Annotated in this window: 13 protein-coding genes; 9 read left to right on the plus strand and 4 right to left on the minus strand. The window is 63.5% G+C overall.

Features of this window, described 5'->3' with window-relative positions:
* Positions 1-630 precede the first annotated feature (630 nt).
* The 7 genes from prpB to AC1DMG_RS13445 all read left to right on the plus strand — a co-directional run bounded on the left by prpB (position 631) and on the right by AC1DMG_RS13445 (position 7,554).
* A complete protein-coding gene (prpB, locus tag AC1DMG_RS13415) occupies positions 631-1,518 on the plus strand; it encodes a methylisocitrate lyase (protein ID WP_441603574.1) in 888 nt (295 codons plus the stop codon).
* Between the two features lie 75 nt (positions 1,519-1,593).
* Entirely contained in the window at positions 1,594-2,739 is a 1,146-nt protein-coding gene (gene prpC / locus AC1DMG_RS13420; RefSeq protein ID WP_441603573.1) for a bifunctional 2-methylcitrate synthase/citrate synthase, read from the plus strand.
* A 446-nt stretch (positions 2,740-3,185) separates the two neighbouring features.
* Complete coding sequence (locus tag AC1DMG_RS13425) at positions 3,186-4,148, plus strand: hypothetical protein (RefSeq protein WP_441603572.1); 963 nt, start codon at positions 3,186-3,188, stop codon at positions 4,146-4,148.
* 118 nt (positions 4,149-4,266) lie between these two features.
* Positions 4,267-4,686, plus strand: a complete 420-nt coding sequence (locus AC1DMG_RS13430) for a hypothetical protein (protein WP_441603571.1) — start codon at positions 4,267-4,269, stop codon at positions 4,684-4,686.
* Positions 4,683-5,369, plus strand: a complete 687-nt coding sequence (locus tag AC1DMG_RS13435; RefSeq protein ID WP_441603570.1) for a C39 family peptidase — start codon at positions 4,683-4,685, stop codon at positions 5,367-5,369. Before AC1DMG_RS13430 ends, AC1DMG_RS13435 begins: the two co-directional genes overlap by 4 nt.
* 9 nt (positions 5,370-5,378) lie before the next feature.
* Entirely contained in the window at positions 5,379-5,981 is a 603-nt protein-coding gene (locus tag AC1DMG_RS13440; protein WP_441603569.1) for a hypothetical protein, read from the plus strand.
* Positions 5,982-6,150: 169 nt separating this feature from the next.
* Positions 6,151-7,554 carry a coiled-coil domain-containing protein gene (locus AC1DMG_RS13445; RefSeq protein ID WP_441603568.1) on the plus strand — a complete coding sequence of 468 codons (1,404 nt, stop codon included), beginning with the start codon at positions 6,151-6,153 and terminating at the stop codon, positions 7,552-7,554.
* 19 nt (positions 7,555-7,573) lie between these two features.
* Here the strand turns inward: AC1DMG_RS13445 and AC1DMG_RS13450 are convergent, their stop codons facing one another.
* The 4 genes from AC1DMG_RS13450 to acnD form a co-directional block, all read right to left on the minus strand.
* The gene (locus tag AC1DMG_RS13450) at positions 7,574-8,182 is read right to left on the minus strand and encodes a glutathione S-transferase family protein (RefSeq protein WP_441611075.1); all 609 of its coding nucleotides are present in this window, start codon (positions 8,180-8,182) and stop codon (positions 7,574-7,576) included.
* A gap of 55 nt (positions 8,183-8,237) precedes the next feature.
* Entirely contained in the window at positions 8,238-8,924 is a 687-nt protein-coding gene (locus AC1DMG_RS13455; RefSeq protein ID WP_441603566.1) for a TerC family protein, read from the minus strand.
* Positions 8,925-9,144: 220 nt separating this feature from the next.
* Positions 9,145-10,329: a 2-methylaconitate cis-trans isomerase PrpF gene (prpF, locus tag AC1DMG_RS13460; protein ID WP_441603565.1), complete on the minus strand. Its 1,185-nt coding sequence runs from the start codon at positions 10,327-10,329 to the stop codon at positions 9,145-9,147.
* 92 nt (positions 10,330-10,421) lie between these two features.
* Complete coding sequence (gene acnD / locus AC1DMG_RS13465; protein WP_441603564.1) at positions 10,422-13,031, minus strand: Fe/S-dependent 2-methylisocitrate dehydratase AcnD; 2,610 nt, start codon at positions 13,029-13,031, stop codon at positions 10,422-10,424.
* A gap of 183 nt (positions 13,032-13,214) precedes the next feature.
* Here acnD and AC1DMG_RS13470 point away from each other — a divergent pair, with 183 nt between their 5' ends.
* Both AC1DMG_RS13470 and AC1DMG_RS13475 read left to right on the plus strand, forming a co-directional pair.
* Entirely contained in the window at positions 13,215-14,666 is a 1,452-nt protein-coding gene (locus AC1DMG_RS13470) for a bifunctional 2-methylcitrate dehydratase/aconitate hydratase (protein WP_477180613.1), read from the plus strand.
* Positions 14,667-14,872: 206 nt separating this feature from the next.
* On the plus strand, positions 14,873-15,860 hold a 988-nt coding region (locus AC1DMG_RS13475), incomplete at its 3' end, for an OmpA family protein (protein ID WP_477180614.1).

A 15,860-nucleotide genomic window follows, 5' to 3' on the forward strand; every position in this document is an offset into this window, starting at 1 on the left:
GTACACCGCAGCGTGGCTGTCGCGCACAGGGTGCGCTCCCACAGACAAGCAGGCGCGGCAGACGGAAGAAGGGCTGACTAAAGCCGATGCGCAGCGAGGCCCGGCTTTAAGTCCTCAGCGATTCGGGCGCGTTGCGCAGCGCTTTGCGGTATCCCCTGTGTACCCTCGGAGGTTGTCCCACAACAGCGCGCCTCGAGCGTTCGGGCTTATCCAAACACGATGCTGCGGGCGTCATCAGGCCATTTTCTTTGGGTTACTTTCGACGCGAAGCTAGTCCTGTGGGATCTTTTGGGCCAGCAAAAGAAAAGTGACTCGAGCGGCGGCAGCCGATCGAAACGCCCGCCGCGTCCCACAGGGACTAGCTTCGCGTCGTAGGCGGCACCCTGACGGTAACGCAACAACCAGAAACCGAGCCTCCGGATAACCAGCCTTCGGCTGTTGAAAAGCGCCGGCCCTCGCCCCCACTTGTGGGGTGCGCCCAGACGACGAACAAATCGCCACCCCGCCGCGCGACGAAGAAAAAAACCACCCCCCAATCCACTACACGCTCCCTTCGAAACCATTCATGCTGCCGCGCAACAGCCCCCTTACAAACCCTGCGCTAAAATCTCCCCTTTAAGCGGAGGTTTCATGGCCCACATCGCATCCCCTGGCGCGGCATTCCGCGCGGCCCTGGCGGCCGAACACCCCTTGCAGGTGATCGGCGCCATCAACGCGAACCACGCCTTGCTGGCCAAGCGCGCCGGCTACCGCGCGATCTACCTCTCGGGCGGCGGTGTGGCGGCCGGTTCACTGGGTCTGCCAGATCTGGGCATCAATACGCTGGACGACGTGCTCACCGACGTGCGCCGCATCACCGACGTGTGCGATCTGCCGCTGATGGTGGACATCGACACCGGCTTTGGTCCTAGCGCATTCAATATCGCCCGCACGGTAAAGAGCCTGATCAAGTTCGGCGCGGCCGCCTGCCATATCGAAGACCAGGTGGGCGCCAAGCGCTGCGGTCATCGTCCGGGCAAGGAGATCGTGTCGACCAGCGAGATGGCTGATCGCGTCAAGGCCGCGGCCGATGCGAAGACCGATGCCGATTTCTTCCTGATCGCCCGCACCGACGCGATTGCCGTCGACGGTGTGGACGCCGCCATCGAGCGCGCCATCGCCTGCGTGGAAGCCGGTGCCGACGGCATCTTCGCCGAGGCCGCGTATGACTTGCCGACCTATCGCCGCTTCGTCGATGCCGTGAAGGTACCGGTGCTGGCCAACATCACCGAGTTCGGCCAGACCCCGCTGTTCAGCGTGGAAGAGCTCGCCAGCGCGGGCGTAGGCATCGTGCTGTATCCACTTTCCGCGTTCCGCGCCATGAACAAGGCGGCGGAAAATGTTTATCAGGCCATCCGCCGTGATGGTCACCAGCGCAACGTGATCGACACCATGCAGACGCGTGAAGAGCTTTACGACCGCATCGGCTATCACGAGTACGAGCGCCGCCTGGATGAGCTTTTCTCAAAGAAGAGCTGATCGTCCCCATCGAGATAACCGGCACCGCGGTGCCGCCCACGTTTGACGCAAGCATGTCTTCAGGAGATGTACCGAATGACTGAGCAAACTCTTCCCAAGCCCAAGAAATCCGTCGCGCTGTCGGGCGTGGCCGCCGGCAACACCGCGCTGTGCACGGTGGGCCGCAGCGGCAACGACTTGCATTACCGCGGTTATGACATCCATGACCTGGCGGCCAAGGGTTGCTTCGAGGAAGTCGCCTATTTGCTGGTGCACGGCGTGTTGCCGAACTGGGCCGAGCTCAATGCCTATCGCGCCAAGCTCAAGCGACTGCGTGGCCTGCCGGCGCCGGTGAAGAGCGCGCTGGAGCTGCTGCCCGCCGCCACGCATCCGATGGATGTGATGCGCACCGGTTGCTCGGTGCTGGGCACGGTGCTGCCGGAGAAGGACGACCACAACGTCACCGGCGCGCGCGACATCGCCGACCGCCTGATGGCGAGCTTCGGTTCGATCCTGCTGTACTGGTTCCACTTCAGCCACAACGGCAAGCGCATTGAAACGGAGACCGAAGACGAATCCATCGCCGGTCACTTCCTGCACCTGCTGCATGGCAAGAAGCCGAGCGAGCTGTGCACGCATTCGCTGGACAAGTCGCTGATCCTGTACGCCGAGCACGAGTTCAACGCGTCCACCTTCACCGCGCGTGTCATCGCCGGCACGGGGTCGGACATGTACTCGGCGATCACGGGTGCGATCGGTGCGCTGCGCGGTCCCAAGCACGGCGGCGCGAACGAAGTGGCGATGGAGATCATCGCGCGCTACCGCAATGCAGCCGAGGCGGAAGCGGACATCCGCGCCCGCGTCGAGCGCAAGGAAATCATCATCGGCTTTGGCCACCCGGTGTACACGGTGTCCGATCCGCGCAACGAGATCATCAAAGAGGTCTCGCGCAAGCTGTGCACGGAAGGCGGCAACCCGACCCTGTTCGACGTGTCGGAGAAGATCGAGAAGCTGATGTGGGAGCAGAAGAAGATGTTCCCGAATCTCGATTGGTTCTCGGCCAGCGCGTATCACATGATGGGCGTGCCGACAGCCATGTTCACCCCGTTGTTCGTGATCGCCCGCACCTCTGGCTGGAGCGCCCACGTGATCGAGCAGCGCGAGGACGGCAAGATCATCCGCCCCAGCGCCAACTACACCGGTCCGGAAGATCTGGCCTACGTGCCGATCGAAAAGCGTTGATCGCGGCCTAGGCCTATGTCGAATGAAGGAGCCGAAAGGCTCCTTCATTCTTTCCAAGTTTCGTTATGGTTCAGGACCCTGTACGACATTGCTATGGTTTCGTATGCGTCGGTGTAAACCACCTGATACATGTGTTCCACAGCGTTATGAGAAGACAGCAACACGCGCTAAAGCGCTGAAATATAGACTCATGCACGAGCGTTTATGTCCCAGGTGCAAGGCCTGGTCGACGACGCGGTGTAACAGCCTTGATGCAGTCCTGCTTTCCAGCTCCCTGACCGTAGTCAAACTCAGCCTCCGTGATTCTCTTCAAGTGGCTGATTTCATGGTCTTCATGTTTGTGAGCTGACGTGCACAAGCCGTGGCACGCATGTTGCGACAAGAGCGTGCTGGATTTGCAACTCCGGCAACACAGGGGGTCACCGCATCGTTCCAGGAGAAAGACTATGCGCAAGACTCTAATAGCGACCGCGATTGTGTTGGGTCTGGGGCTTACGCTCCCTGCGTTTGCAGACGACAACAACACTTCGAAAGGTTCAAGCACGCTTACTAATACCGATTCGAGCACCCGTACACGGACTGACACCAGCACCTACACCACCTCAGCGGCTGGTGCGAATGGTTCAGCCGCTAGCAGCGGTGGCACGGCCAGTTCCTTCAACACCAGCAAGGCAGTAGCGAACAGCACCCTCAACGGCGAAGTCACCAAAGTAGCCGTGTGGGGCATCGGCAATTCGTCTTACAACGATGGCAACGCGAACGGAGGTCGTGGAGGCAGCGGCGGTGATGGCGGCAAGGGCTACGGCGGCAAGGCCGGCGGCGCCAACGGTGGCGACGGCGGTAATGGCGGTCGCGCCAGTGCTCACAGCGGTCGCGCCGGTGGTTCGGGCGCCGATTCGGGCGACGCCGGTGGTTGGGGTGCTTCGTTGGCTGGCGGCGGTGACGGCGGCGACGGCGGCAACGCCGGTGGCATCCGTAACCACAATCGTGCTGGCGGCGGTGGCGGTACGGCAGGTGGCGGCGCCAACACCGGTGGTACCGGTGGAGCGGGCGGCGCAGGCGCAGGTGGCACGGCAGGTGCAGCATCACCGACCGGAACCAGCGGCTCAGCAAGCGCGACGGGCGGCACGAGCGGTGCAGATACCGCTACGGCAGGCACCGGCGGTGCGGGCGGCGCAGGCGGCACCAATACGGGTGGCGCAGGCACGGGCGGCGCAGGTGCGGCTGGCGGTGCTGGCGGCGCAGGCGGTACGGCATCGTCGACGACTGGTGCGTTCGATATGTCGAACCAGATGAACGGCTCGGCAGCGGCGGCAGCCGGTGTGTCGATCCTTGCGCAGAACAGCGGCGCGGCAGCGCTGGTACAGCAGAGCGTCAACGTTCAGGCCAACCTGAACTTCGCGCACTGAGCCATAGGGCGGCTGGCACGAGGGAACGCTTGCGTTCCCTCGTGTCGGTTTCAAAGGGAATGGCCTCGCCGATATCGGCGTCGGTCATGGGTTAGCTCATGCGTGAGGGAGAAGTGCCGTGCAATCGTGCAAGTGGCTACTGGGTATCACCGCGCTAAGCGCGCTCGCTCTTCCTGCGGTTGTCTGCGCGGAAGACGCAGGCATTCCTCCCGCGTATATGGTGCAGGGCGCGGATTCTCCTCTTGCGATCTACAACGCGGCGGTCGAGGTGGATCACCAGGGCGTAGCGTCCGGACTGGGCGAAAGCGTCGACAGCGCGACGCTGGAGAAGCTCAGCGGCGGCACCTTGATCGTGCAGAACACCAATCTTACGGGCACCGTGTCCGACAACTCGGCTGACCATCTCACCACGGGCGACAATACGATCACCGGTGGATCCGTCGCAGGGGCAACAGGTTTCCCGACCATCATCCAGAATTCGGGCAACAACGTCCTGATCCAGAACGCGACGGTACTCAACGTCGAATTCAAGCAATGAACAAGCTCGCGGCGCTGCTGATCCTCATCGCGGCGCTGCCGCCGGGGAGTCATGCGTCCACGCCGGTAAGCGTGGTCAGCAACGGCCCCGGCAACTACACCGTGCATCTGACGAGCCTCAAAGAGGCCCGCTACAAGGCCACCATCCACCAGAAATACGACTTCAGCTGCGGATCGGCCGCGGTGGCGACGCTGCTGACTTATCAGTACGGCTATCCCGTCAACGAGCAGGTTGCCTTCGAGCAGATGTACACGCACGGCGACCAGGCCAAGATCAGCAAAGAGGGCTTTTCGCTGCTGGACATCAAGCGCTTCCTTGCCGCCAATGGTTTCGAAGCCGATGGCTTCAAGGTGCCCATCGAGAAGCTGGCGCAGGAAAACCTGCCGGCGATCGTGCTGATCGACGAGAAGGGCTACCACCACTTCGTCGTCGTCAAAGGCATGCGCAACGATCGGCTGCTGGTGGGCGATCCCGCGCTAGGCACGCGCGTGATGTCGACTGCCAAGTTCAAGGCGCTGTGGAAGAACGACCTGGTGTTCGTCATCCACAACCGTCGCAACCTGGCCGTGTTCAACAGTCCCAACGATTGGAGAGTGGCGCCAGCGGCGCCCATCAGCAACGCGATCGATCGCAACGGTCTCTACAACACCGTGATGCCCAAGCACGGGCCGGACGACATTTGAGGACGGATGATGAAACCGCTCGCACACATCGCTGGTTTCGCCGTCCTTTGCGTGGCATGCGTATCGGGGATGGTGGGAGCACAGGCGCAGGACAGTGCTTCCACCCTGGCGTCGCCGCCGGCGATGGCGACTGCGGCGGCGCCCACGGCAGCATTGGAGACGGTGGTCGCCGGCATCCCCACCTCCAAGGATATGCCGGGCTGGACGCCGGTGGGCGAGGACACGCTCGATCAGACACGCGGCGGCTTCGACCTTGGCAACGGCCTGGTGGCCTCCTTCGGTATCGATCGCGCGGTCTACGTCAACGGCAACCTGGTGTCCTCGACCAGTTTCTACGTGCCCGATATCGCGCATATGACGACAGCGCAGGCGCAGGCCATGCAGTCGGCGCTGAACACCGTGCAAGTGACGCAGATCGGCCCGAACAACAGCTTCGATCCGTCCGCCCTGGCCGGCAAGATGGGCGGCACGGTGATCCAGAACACGTTGAACAATCAGAACATCCAGAACATCACCACGATCAACGCAGCGACCAATTCGCTCAACGCATTCCGGGCAGGAAGTCTCCAGGAAGCGTTGCAACAGGCGCAGCTGCAGTCCCTGGGGCACTGACATGGGACGCGCACCGCCAAGCTTTGGACCTTTCCGCGAACGCGCCGCGGCTCTCGCCGCGGCGCGTTCGTCTGCGCGATTTGAACAACGGGCATGAGGAAGCATGATGCGACACTCAGCGTTGCGATACGTATGGTCGGCAGGATGTGCGGGGCTGGTGGCGCTCGGCATGCCTGTCGCGGCCCAACAGGAGTCGCCGTCCCAGCAGGCCAATACCGGGACGACGCCGGCGGTAGCGGCTAACGCCATTGCGGCGGCCCCATCCGCGAAACCCGCGCCAATCGATCCAGCCGACTTGCGCAAACAGGTCGCCGAACAGGGCGACCGCATCGATGCCATGCGCAGCCAGATCAGTGCGCAGATCGCGCAACTGGATGCAATGAAACGTGCGCTGGCCGAGCAGGAGGCCGACTATCAATCGCTGCGGCATGCCGTAGGCATGGACGTGCTGGACAAGCAACGTGCAGGCAGCATCGCCGCCGGCGGCCCGATGGCATCCGCGCAACCGATGCCGGCCGGCGATGCGGTGGCAGCCAACGCACCCCAGCAACAACAGCAACAGCCGGTCGGCGAGGCGCCCAAGGCCGATACGCGTCCGCCGGAAGTGGCGCCCATCTTCCAGCAGCCCGGCGTACTCACGCCCAAGGGCAAGTTCATCATCGAGCCGGCGTATCAGTTCGGCTATTCGAACGTCGATCGCGTGGCGCTGGTGGGATATACGGTGATTCCCGCCATCCTCATCGGCCTTATCGATGCGCGGCAGGTCAGGACGACCACGCAAGTGGGCTGGCTGACCGGCCGCTACGGCATCAGCAACCGGATGGAAGTGGAAGTCCGCGTGCCCTATGTCTATGCGCATGAAGACGTGACCAGCCGCGAGATATTCACCGGCAGCGCCACCGACAAGGCGTTTGGCAACAGCGGACATGGCCTCGGCGACGTCGAAGCCACCTTGCGCTACCAGTTGAATGTCGGTGGCCCGGACAAGGCGTACTACGTGGGCTGGCTGCGCGTGAAGTCGAACACGGGCAGGGACCCGTTCCAGGTCACCACCGATTGCGTGCAGCGTTGCGTGGAAAACGTGATCAACGAAGTGGACTTGTCGGCCACCGGCACGGGCCTGCCCCTGTCGCAGCCGGTGGGTACCGGCTTCTGGGCGATACAGCCAGGCGTGACCTGGCTGTATCCGACCGATCCGGTGGTGTTCTTCGGCAACCTCAGTTATCTCTACAACGTGCCGCGCGACAACGTGACCCGCAAAATCCTCCTGGGCGGTACGGAAGATCTGGGCAAGGTCAAGCTGGGCGATATCGTCGACGTGAGCATCGGCATGGGTCTTTCGCTCAACGAAAAGGCGTCGATCAGTATTGGTTACGACCAAAGCTTCGTCGGCGCGACGAAACAGAACAATCACAATGTTCCCGGTTCGACCAAGGTCGTGCTGGGCACGCTGCTGATCGGTGGCTCATGGCGCTTCAGCGACAAGCGCACCCTCAACTTCACGTTGGGCGTAGGCGTCACGCGCGACACGCCGGATGCGACGGTGACGGTGCGCGTGCCGATGATGTTCTAAGCCTCGCACGCAGGCCCGCTCAGAGGCCTTCCTGCTGCATCGCCGCCTTGACGCCGGCGTCGTCCTGCATGCGTGCATGGAAGCGGGTCAGATTGTCCAGGCCTGACAGATCCACGCCCTTGCCCATGGCCCAGCGCAGCACCACGAACAGATACGGATCGGCGAACGAGCGCGTGCCCGTCAGCCAGTCGCGACCATGCAACTGCGCATCGAGGCGTTGGTAGTAGATGCGCAGCCGATCGACCGCCTTGCTGCGAAGATTTTCCTGCGCGTGCTCGCCATCGATGTAGCGCTCTGGACGAAACACCGGCTTGAAGGTCGGATGCAGATCCGAATTGAGATAGGCCAGCCAGCGATTGACTTCGGCGCGGCCGCGCGCGCCTTCGCCGCCGAGACCGGCGAGCGGAAACTTGTCCGCCAGGTAATTGAGGATGGCCGCGTTCTCGGTCAGCACCCAGCCGTCCGCTTCCTGCAGGGCAGGGACCACGCCCGAGGGATTGATGCGCAGATACTCGGGCGAGCCCAGTTCTTCGCGCGCGACGCGATGCGCTTCGTACGGCTGGCCGATCCATTCGAGCACGATGTGGTCGGCGAGCGAACAGGCGCCCGGCAGGTAGTACAACTTCATGGGAATTCCTTGGGTGGCGTCAGCCTTGAAGTGTCGCCCGCCGGGTGCCTGCAGCTCAAGCCGACGCTTGCGCGCGCAGGCGGCGGCGCTGCATCCACCAACCGCCCAGGCACACGCTGATCACCAGTACCGCATCGAGCACGTAACGCGCCCACTCATGCGCATCGAACCACGGCGATACCCAATGATCGTGCGCGATCATGCGCGCGGCCGTCCATGCGATGGCACCTGCGCCGATATAGATGATCACCGGGAAGCGTTCGATCAGCCGCAGGATCAGCGAAGAGCCCCACACCACCAGCGGCACGCTGATCGCAAGGCCGATGATCACCAGCGCCATATGACCCTTGGCGGCGCCCGCGATGGCAAGCACGTTGTCCATGCCCATCAGCGCATCGGCAACAATGATCGTGCGCATGGCTGCCCAGAAGCTGCCGGCGGCGCCGACGTGATGCGACGCGTGGTCATCCGGCTTCATCAGCTTCCACGCGATCGGCAGCAACAACACACCGCCGATCAGCATCAGGCCGGGCAGCTTGAGCAGATAGACCACCACGCCGGTGAGCGCCAGGCGCACGATGATGGCGCCGAGGGTGCCCCATAGCACCGCTTTCCTCTGGATATCGCGGGGAAGCTTGCGCGCAGCCAGTGCAATCACGATGGCGTTATCGCCCGCGAGCACCAGATCGAGCAGGATGATGGCCATCAGGCCGGAGAGGAATTCGGTAACAGCAAGGTCCATGTGCGGGTCTCTGCGCGTCAAGACGAATGCAATCAAGACGGACGCGCGCGGCCCGTGATGACTGCAAAAGTCTCGTTCGCGGCAGAACCGCCGCAGTGACCGGAGCGTTTTTGACGCTCGTGATGACGACCACTGCAAGGACACCGATGGAACCGGTGTCCTGAACTACTCCCTTTTGGGATCAGTATTTATCTATTGTCGATGCCATGGCGTGCGTGGGTCAAGCTGCCGGCACGCGCACCCAGCCTTCCATCAGCACGCGTGCGCTGCGGCTCATGACCGCCTTGGTGACCGTCCACGACCCATCCACCAGCGCCGCCGCGGCGCCCACCCGCAAAGTGCCCGACGGGTGGCCAAAGCGCACCGCCTGGCGCTCGCCGCCGCCCGCCGCCAGGTTCACCAGGGTGCCCGGGATCGCCGCCGCGGTGCCAATGGCTACGGCTGCCGTGCCCATCATGGCGTGATGCAGCTTGCCCATCGACATGGCGCGAACGAGCAAGTCGATGTCGGTCGCCTTTACCGGTTTGCCGCTCGAGGCGACGTAATCGGCGGGGCCGGCAACGAAGGCCACCTTGGGCGTGTGCTGGCGCGTGGCGATCTCATCCAGCGATGGGATCAGGCCCATGCGCAGCGCGCCGTGCGCGCGAATGGTCTCGAACTTTGCCAGCGCCTCGGCGTCGCTGTTGATGGCGTCCTGCAGCTCCGTGCCGGTGTAGCCGATCGCGGCGGCCTCGATGAAGATGGTGGGAATGCCGGCGTTGATCATGGTCGCCTTGAGCGTGCCGACGCCCGGCACATCCAGCTCGTCGACCAGGTTTCCGGTGGGGAACATCGCGCCGCCGGCGCCATCTTCCTCGGCGGCCGGATCCATGAATTCCAGTTGCACTTCGGCGGCGGGGAAGGTCACGCCGTCCAGCTCGAAATCGCCGGTTTCCTGCACCGCACCGTCGGTCATCGGCACATGGGCGATGATCGTCTTGCCGATATTGGCCTGCCAGATGCGCACGATGGCGATGCCGTCGCGCGGCACACGCGCAGGGTCGATCAGGCCGCCTGCGATGGCGAACGGACCGACGGCTGCCGAGAGATTGCCGCAGTTGCCGCTCCAGTCGACGAAGGCCTTGTCGATCGCCACCTGGCCGAACAGGTAGTCCACGTCGTGGTCCGGGCGCGTGCTCTTGGACACGATCACCGTCTTGCTGGTGCTGGAGGTGGCGCCGCCCATGCCGTCGATCTGCTTGCCGTACGGGTCGGGGCTGCCGATCACACGCAGCAGCAGCGCATCACGCGCCGCGCCCGGTACCTGCGCCGTTGCCGGCAGGTCCTCAAGGCGGAAGAACACGCCCTTGCTGGTGCCGCCGCGCAGGTAGGTGGCGGGAATGCGGATCTGGGGAAGCGATGCCATGAATGGATTGTCCTGTAATGACCAGGGCTCACCGCGTTGCAGGCAGGAGCCGCCAGGCGCGAGGCGTTGCCGCCCCGCGCATCAACATGTGATCACGCCGCCTGCGAGGCTTCGAGGAAGTCCTGCGCAAAACGCTGCAGCACGCCGCCCGCCTCGTAGATCGATACTTCTTCGGCGGTATCCAGGCGACACGTCACCGGCACTTCGACGCGTTCGCCGTTGCTGCGATGAATGACCAGCGTGAGATCCGCGCGCGGCGTGCGCGCGCCCATCACGTCGAAGGTTTCGGTGCCGTCGATGCCCAGCGTCTTGCGGTCGGTGCCCGGCTTGAACTCCAGCGGCAGCACGCCCATGCCGATCAGGTTGGTGCGATGGATGCGCTCGAAGCCCTCGGCCGCAATCGCCTCCACGCCGGCAAGACGCACGCCCTTGGCGGCCCAGTCGCGCGACGAGCCCTGGCCGTAGTCGGCGCCCGCGATGATGATGAGCGGCTGCTTGCGCTCCATATACGTTTCGATGGCTTCCCACATGCGCATCACCTTACCTTCGGGCTCCACGCGCGCCAGCGAGCCCTTCTTCACGGCGCCATCGACCACCGCCATTTCATTGCTCAGGGTAGGGTTGGCGAAGGTGGCGCGCTGCGCGGTGAGGTGATCGCCGCGATGGGTCGCGTACGAATTGAAGTCCTCTTCCGGCAGGCCCATCTTGGCGAGGTATTCGCCTGCGGCGCTGTCGAGCATGATCGCGTTCGACGGCGACAGATGATCGGTAGTGATGTTGTCGCCGAGCACCGCCAGCGGACGCATGCCCTTGAGCGTGCGCTCACCGGCAAGCGCGCCTTCCCAGTACGGCGGACGGCGGATATAGGTGCTCTGAGCGCGCCAGTCGTACAGTGGCGCAGCGCTGGTGCCTTTGCTGCCGCTGCGCGCGAACATCGGTTCGTAGACCTTGCGGAACTGCTCGGGCTTCACGCTCGATGCCACGATCGCATCGATCTCTTCGTCGGACGGCCAGATGTCCTTGAGCGTCACCGGCTGTCCATGGGCGTCGAGGCCCAGCACATCCTTCTCGATATCGAAGCGGATGGTGCCGGCGATCGCATAGGCGACCACCAGCGGCGGCGAAGCGAGAAACGCCTGCTTGGCATACGGATGGATGCGGCCGTCGAAGTTGCGGTTGCCGGAAAGCACGGCGGTCGTATACAGGTCGCGATCGATGATCTCCTGCTGGATCACCGGATCGAGCGCACCGGACATGCCATTGCAGGTGGTGCAGGCGAACGCGACGATGCCGAAGCCAAGCTGCTCCAGATCCGACAGCAGGTTCGCTTCCTTCAGATACATCTCCACCGCCTTGGAGCCGGGCGCGAGCGAACTCTTCACCCACGGCTTGCGCACAAGGCCGCGCGCATTCGCATTGCGCGCCAGCAAGGCAGCAGCGATCACGTTGCGCGGATTGCTAGTGTTGGTGCAACTGGTGATGGCGGCAATGATCACCGCGCCATCGGGCATCTGACCCGGCTGCTCGGTCCACTCGCCGGCAATGCCGCGTGCGGCGAGATCAGAGGTGGGCAGGCGCTTGTGCGGATTCGACGGGCCGGCCATGTTGCGCACCACCGACGACAGATCGAAAGTGAGCGTGCGCTCGTACTGCGCATGGGCCAGTGTGTCGGCCCACAGGCCGGCAGCCTTCGCATAGGTCTCCACCAGCTTGACCTGCTCGTCGCTGCGACCGGTGAGGCGCAGGTAGTCGATGGTCTGGCCGTCGATGAAGAACATCGCGGCGGTGGCACCGTATTCGGGCGCCATATTGGAGATGGTGGCGCGATCGCCCAGGGTCAGGCTGGCCGCGCCTTCACCGCGGAATTCCAGGTACGCACCGACGACTTTTTCCTTGCGCAGGAATTCGGTGAGCGCGAGCACGATGTCGGTGGCGGTGATGCCAGGCTGACGCTTGCCGGTAAGCTCCACGCCGATGATGTCGGGCAGGCGCATCCACGACGCGCGGCCGAGCATCACGTTTTCTGCTTCAAGACCACCGACGCCAATGGCGATCACGCCGAGTGCATCGACGTGCGGCGTATGACTGTCGGTACCAACGCAGGTATCGGGATAGGCCACACCCCTGCCGTTATCGGCGTGTTGCACCTGGATCACCGGCGACATCTTCTCCAGATTGATCTGGTGCATGATGCCGTTGCCTGGCGGGATCACGTCGACGTTCTCGAACGCCTTCTTGGTCCAGTTGATGAAGTGGAAGCGATCTTCGTTGCGGCGATCTTCGATCGCGCGATTCTTGGTGAACGCGTTCGGATCAAAGCCACCGCACTCCACCGCCAGCGAGTGATCGACGATCAACTGCACCGGCACCACCGGATTGACCTTGGCCGGATCGCCACCTCGCTCGGCAATCGCATCGCGCAGGCCGGCCAGGTCGACCAGGGCGGTCTGCCCGAGAATGTCGTGGCATACCACGCGCGCCGGGAACCAGGGGAAATCGCGATCGCGCTTGCGTTCGATGATCTGCTTGAGCGACGCGGTGAGGATCGCCGGATCGCAGCGGCGCACCAGATTCTCTGCCAGCACGCGCGAGGTATAGGGCAGCGCGTCATAGGCGCCGGCTTCGATCGCCTCCACGGCGGCGCGCGCATCGAAATAATCCAGCGACGTGCCGGGAAGGGATTGGCGGTAGACGGTATTCATAAGTATCAAGAACCCTGGAGTAATCGCGCGGCTGACCGCAGGCCGAAATCGCACTATGAAGCCCGCTATTGTAACGCAGCGTTCCCGACCCGCCTCAGGCTGGCTCTGCGGGTGACGGCTATCAGTTAATGCGATGATCGCTCCGATCCTCCATGCAGCATCGTCCCCAGCCGCGAGGTCCCCATGAGTGCGCATGACATCCGCTCCGCCCAGCGTCCCGATCCGGATCAGCCGATGGTGGACGTCGCCCACTATGTGATCGATTACCGCATCGACTCCACCGAGGCCTATGACACGGCGCGCTACATGCTGCTGGATTCGCTGGCGACGGCGATGATGGCCATGAAGTTTCCCGAGTGCGTCAAGCACCTCGGCCCGGTCGTGCCGGGGGCGAACCTGCCGGGCGGCGCCCGCGTACCGGGCACCAGCCACGAGCTCGATCCGGTGCAGGCGGCATTTGCCATCGGCAGCCAGATCCGCTGGTTGGACTTCAACGACACCTGGCTGGCGGCCGAATGGGGCCATCCCTCGGACAACCTGGGCAGCATCCTGGCGGTGGCCGACTACCTCAGTCGCAAGGCCGAGCGCGAGGGCGGGCAGCCGATGACCGACCGCGACGTGCTGACGTATGCCATCAAGGCCCACGAGAACCAGGGTTGCTACGCCCTCAAGAACAGCTTCAACCGCATCGGGCAGGACCATGTGATCCTGGTGCGCCTGGCCTCCACGGCCGTCGCCACGGCGATGCTGGGGGGCAGCAAGGAGCAGATCGTCACCGCGGTCTCCCATAGCTGGGTCGACAACGGGGCGCTGCGCACCTACCGGCACGCCCCGAACACCGGCCCGCGCAAGAGCTGGGCCGCCGGCGACGCCTGCCGCCGCGCCGTCATGCATGCCATTAATGCGGTCTACCGCGGGGTGGTGGGCTACCCCTCGGCCCTTAGCGCCAAGACCTGGGGCTATTACGACGTGGCCTTCAAGGGCAACGCTTTCCAGTTCGAACGCCCGTTCGGCAGCTATGTGATGGAAAACGTGCTGTTCAAGATCAGCTATCCGGCCGAATTCCACGCCCAGACGGCGGTGGAATGCGCCATGCAGCTGCACGGCGCGGTCGCCGGCAAGCTTGGGCAGATCGACAAGGTGGTGATCGAGACCCAGGAGGCGGGCGCCCGCATCATCGACAAGACCGGCCCGCTGGCCAATTACGCCGACCGCGACCACTGCATCCAGTATATGGTGGCCGTGCCCCTGATCTTCGGCCGCCTGACCGCCGACGACTATGGCGACGAGGTGGCCGCCGATCCCCGCATCGACGCCCTGCGCGAAAAGACCGTGGTCAGCGAGAATCCACAGTTCACCAAGGACTACTACGACCCGGAAAAGCGCTATATCGGCAACTCGGTTCAGGTCTTCTTTAAGGACGGCAGCAGCACCCAGAAGGTATCCATCGACTACCCGATCGGCCACCGCAAGCGCAGGGGGGAGGGTATCCCGGTGTTGTTAAAGAAGTTTGAGGCCGCCATGCGCAGCCAGTTGCCCTCCCACCAGGTCAAAACCATCCTGAACGCCACGGCAGACCCCGTTAAGCTAGACGCCATGCCAATCCAGCAGTTCCTTGGTTTCTTCACGCTGTAAAGACGGCGTGAGCTGAAAATGAACGGGCGTTTGGGGTCGATTTGCAATTGCTTAACTTTTGCTAAGCTACTCCGCGCCCGTTTCGGGTAAACAAGCACTAGGTTAGAAGTCAGGTCCGAGATTCACTAGGAGTAGGAATCGAGGCTTGATCGCTTTTCCCGTCTGGGGTGAACGGACGCGTACACCAATAAACGAGGAGACACCTGATGAAACGTAAGGGCTTGTACATCCTGATTGCCCTGGCCCTGGGCGGCGCAGGCGCCGCCCATGCACAGGACAACACCGGCACTGCGGCACCGGTCACCACCACCGAAACGTCCAGCTACGACGACCGCTGGTATATCGCGCCGACGGTGGGTGGCTACTACAACGACACCGACCGCAACACCAATAGCCGCCAGTTCTATTACGGCATTGGCTTTGGTCGCTATTTCGCGCCCAACTTCTCGCTGGATTTCTTCGGTGACCGCACCAAGCGCACCGTGGATACCGCTGCCGGCGGCGGTCGTTGGTCGAACAACACCTACGGCGTGGCAGCTCGCTACTACTTCCTCGACTGGAACGCATGGCGTCCGTACCTGTTGGGCGGCGTGATGGGCAGCCAGCACATCAGCGACTTCGAGCACGGCTGGTCGCCGGCGGCTGAAGTGGGTGTTGGTGTATCCAAGACCGTCACCGACAGCACCGACGTCCGCTTCGAAGGCGGCTACCGCTACGACTGGGACGACAAGACCCAGCCGGACAAGAGTGGTTACGGCGACTGGTTCCTGGGCTTCAGCATCGTGTCGCGCATCGGTGCGCCGCCGGCCCCGCCGGCTCCGCCGCCGCCGCCGCCGGCTCCGGACTGCTCCAAGCAGTTCCGCAACGGCGTAAATCTGTGCGACAACAAGTGCCCGGATCTGCCGGAAGGCACCATCGTTGGTCCGGATGGTTGCCCGCAGAAGGTCGTCATCGACCTGCGCGGCGTCAACTTCAAGTTCGATCGTCCGAAGAAGGGCGAGAAGGACATCAGCAAGGCGCTGGCTGAGCCGACGAAGGATTCGTTGGCCGTGCTCGACCAGGCTGTCGATACCTTGCAGCGTTATCCGCAGGTGCACGTCACCGTTGCCGGTTACACCGACAGCGTGGGTACGGCGGAGTACAACCAGGGTCTGTCGGAACGTCGTGCGAAGATCGTGTACGACTACCTGACCT

The sequence above is a fragment of the Dyella sp. 01N36 genome, assembly GCF_056399745.1.

Excerpts from the sequence above, each read along its gene's own strand:
- AC1DMG_RS13435 (WP_441603570.1), top strand. The coding sequence starts at position 4,683 with ATGAACAAGCTCGCGGCGCTGCTGATCCTCATCGCGGCGCTGCCGCCG.
- prpF (WP_441603565.1), bottom strand. The coding sequence starts at position 10,329 with ATGGCATCGCTTCCCCAGATCCGCATTCCCGCCACCTACCTGCGCGGC.
- acnD (WP_441603564.1), bottom strand. The coding sequence starts at position 13,031 with ATGAATACCGTCTACCGCCAATCCCTTCCCGGCACGTCGCTGGATTAT.
- prpC (WP_441603573.1), top strand. The coding sequence starts at position 1,594 with ATGACTGAGCAAACTCTTCCCAAGCCCAAGAAATCCGTCGCGCTGTCG.
- AC1DMG_RS13455 (WP_441603566.1), bottom strand. The coding sequence starts at position 8,924 with ATGGACCTTGCTGTTACCGAATTCCTCTCCGGCCTGATGGCCATCATC.
- AC1DMG_RS13440 (WP_441603569.1), top strand. The coding sequence starts at position 5,379 with ATGAAACCGCTCGCACACATCGCTGGTTTCGCCGTCCTTTGCGTGGCA.
- AC1DMG_RS13450 (WP_441611075.1), bottom strand. The coding sequence starts at position 8,182 with ATGAAGTTGTACTACCTGCCGGGCGCCTGTTCGCTCGCCGACCACATC.
- AC1DMG_RS13425 (WP_441603572.1), top strand. The coding sequence starts at position 3,186 with ATGCGCAAGACTCTAATAGCGACCGCGATTGTGTTGGGTCTGGGGCTT.
- AC1DMG_RS13470 (WP_477180613.1), top strand. The coding sequence starts at position 13,215 with ATGAGTGCGCATGACATCCGCTCCGCCCAGCGTCCCGATCCGGATCAG.
- AC1DMG_RS13445 (WP_441603568.1), top strand. The coding sequence starts at position 6,151 with ATGCCTGTCGCGGCCCAACAGGAGTCGCCGTCCCAGCAGGCCAATACC.
- prpB (WP_441603574.1), top strand. The coding sequence starts at position 631 with ATGGCCCACATCGCATCCCCTGGCGCGGCATTCCGCGCGGCCCTGGCG.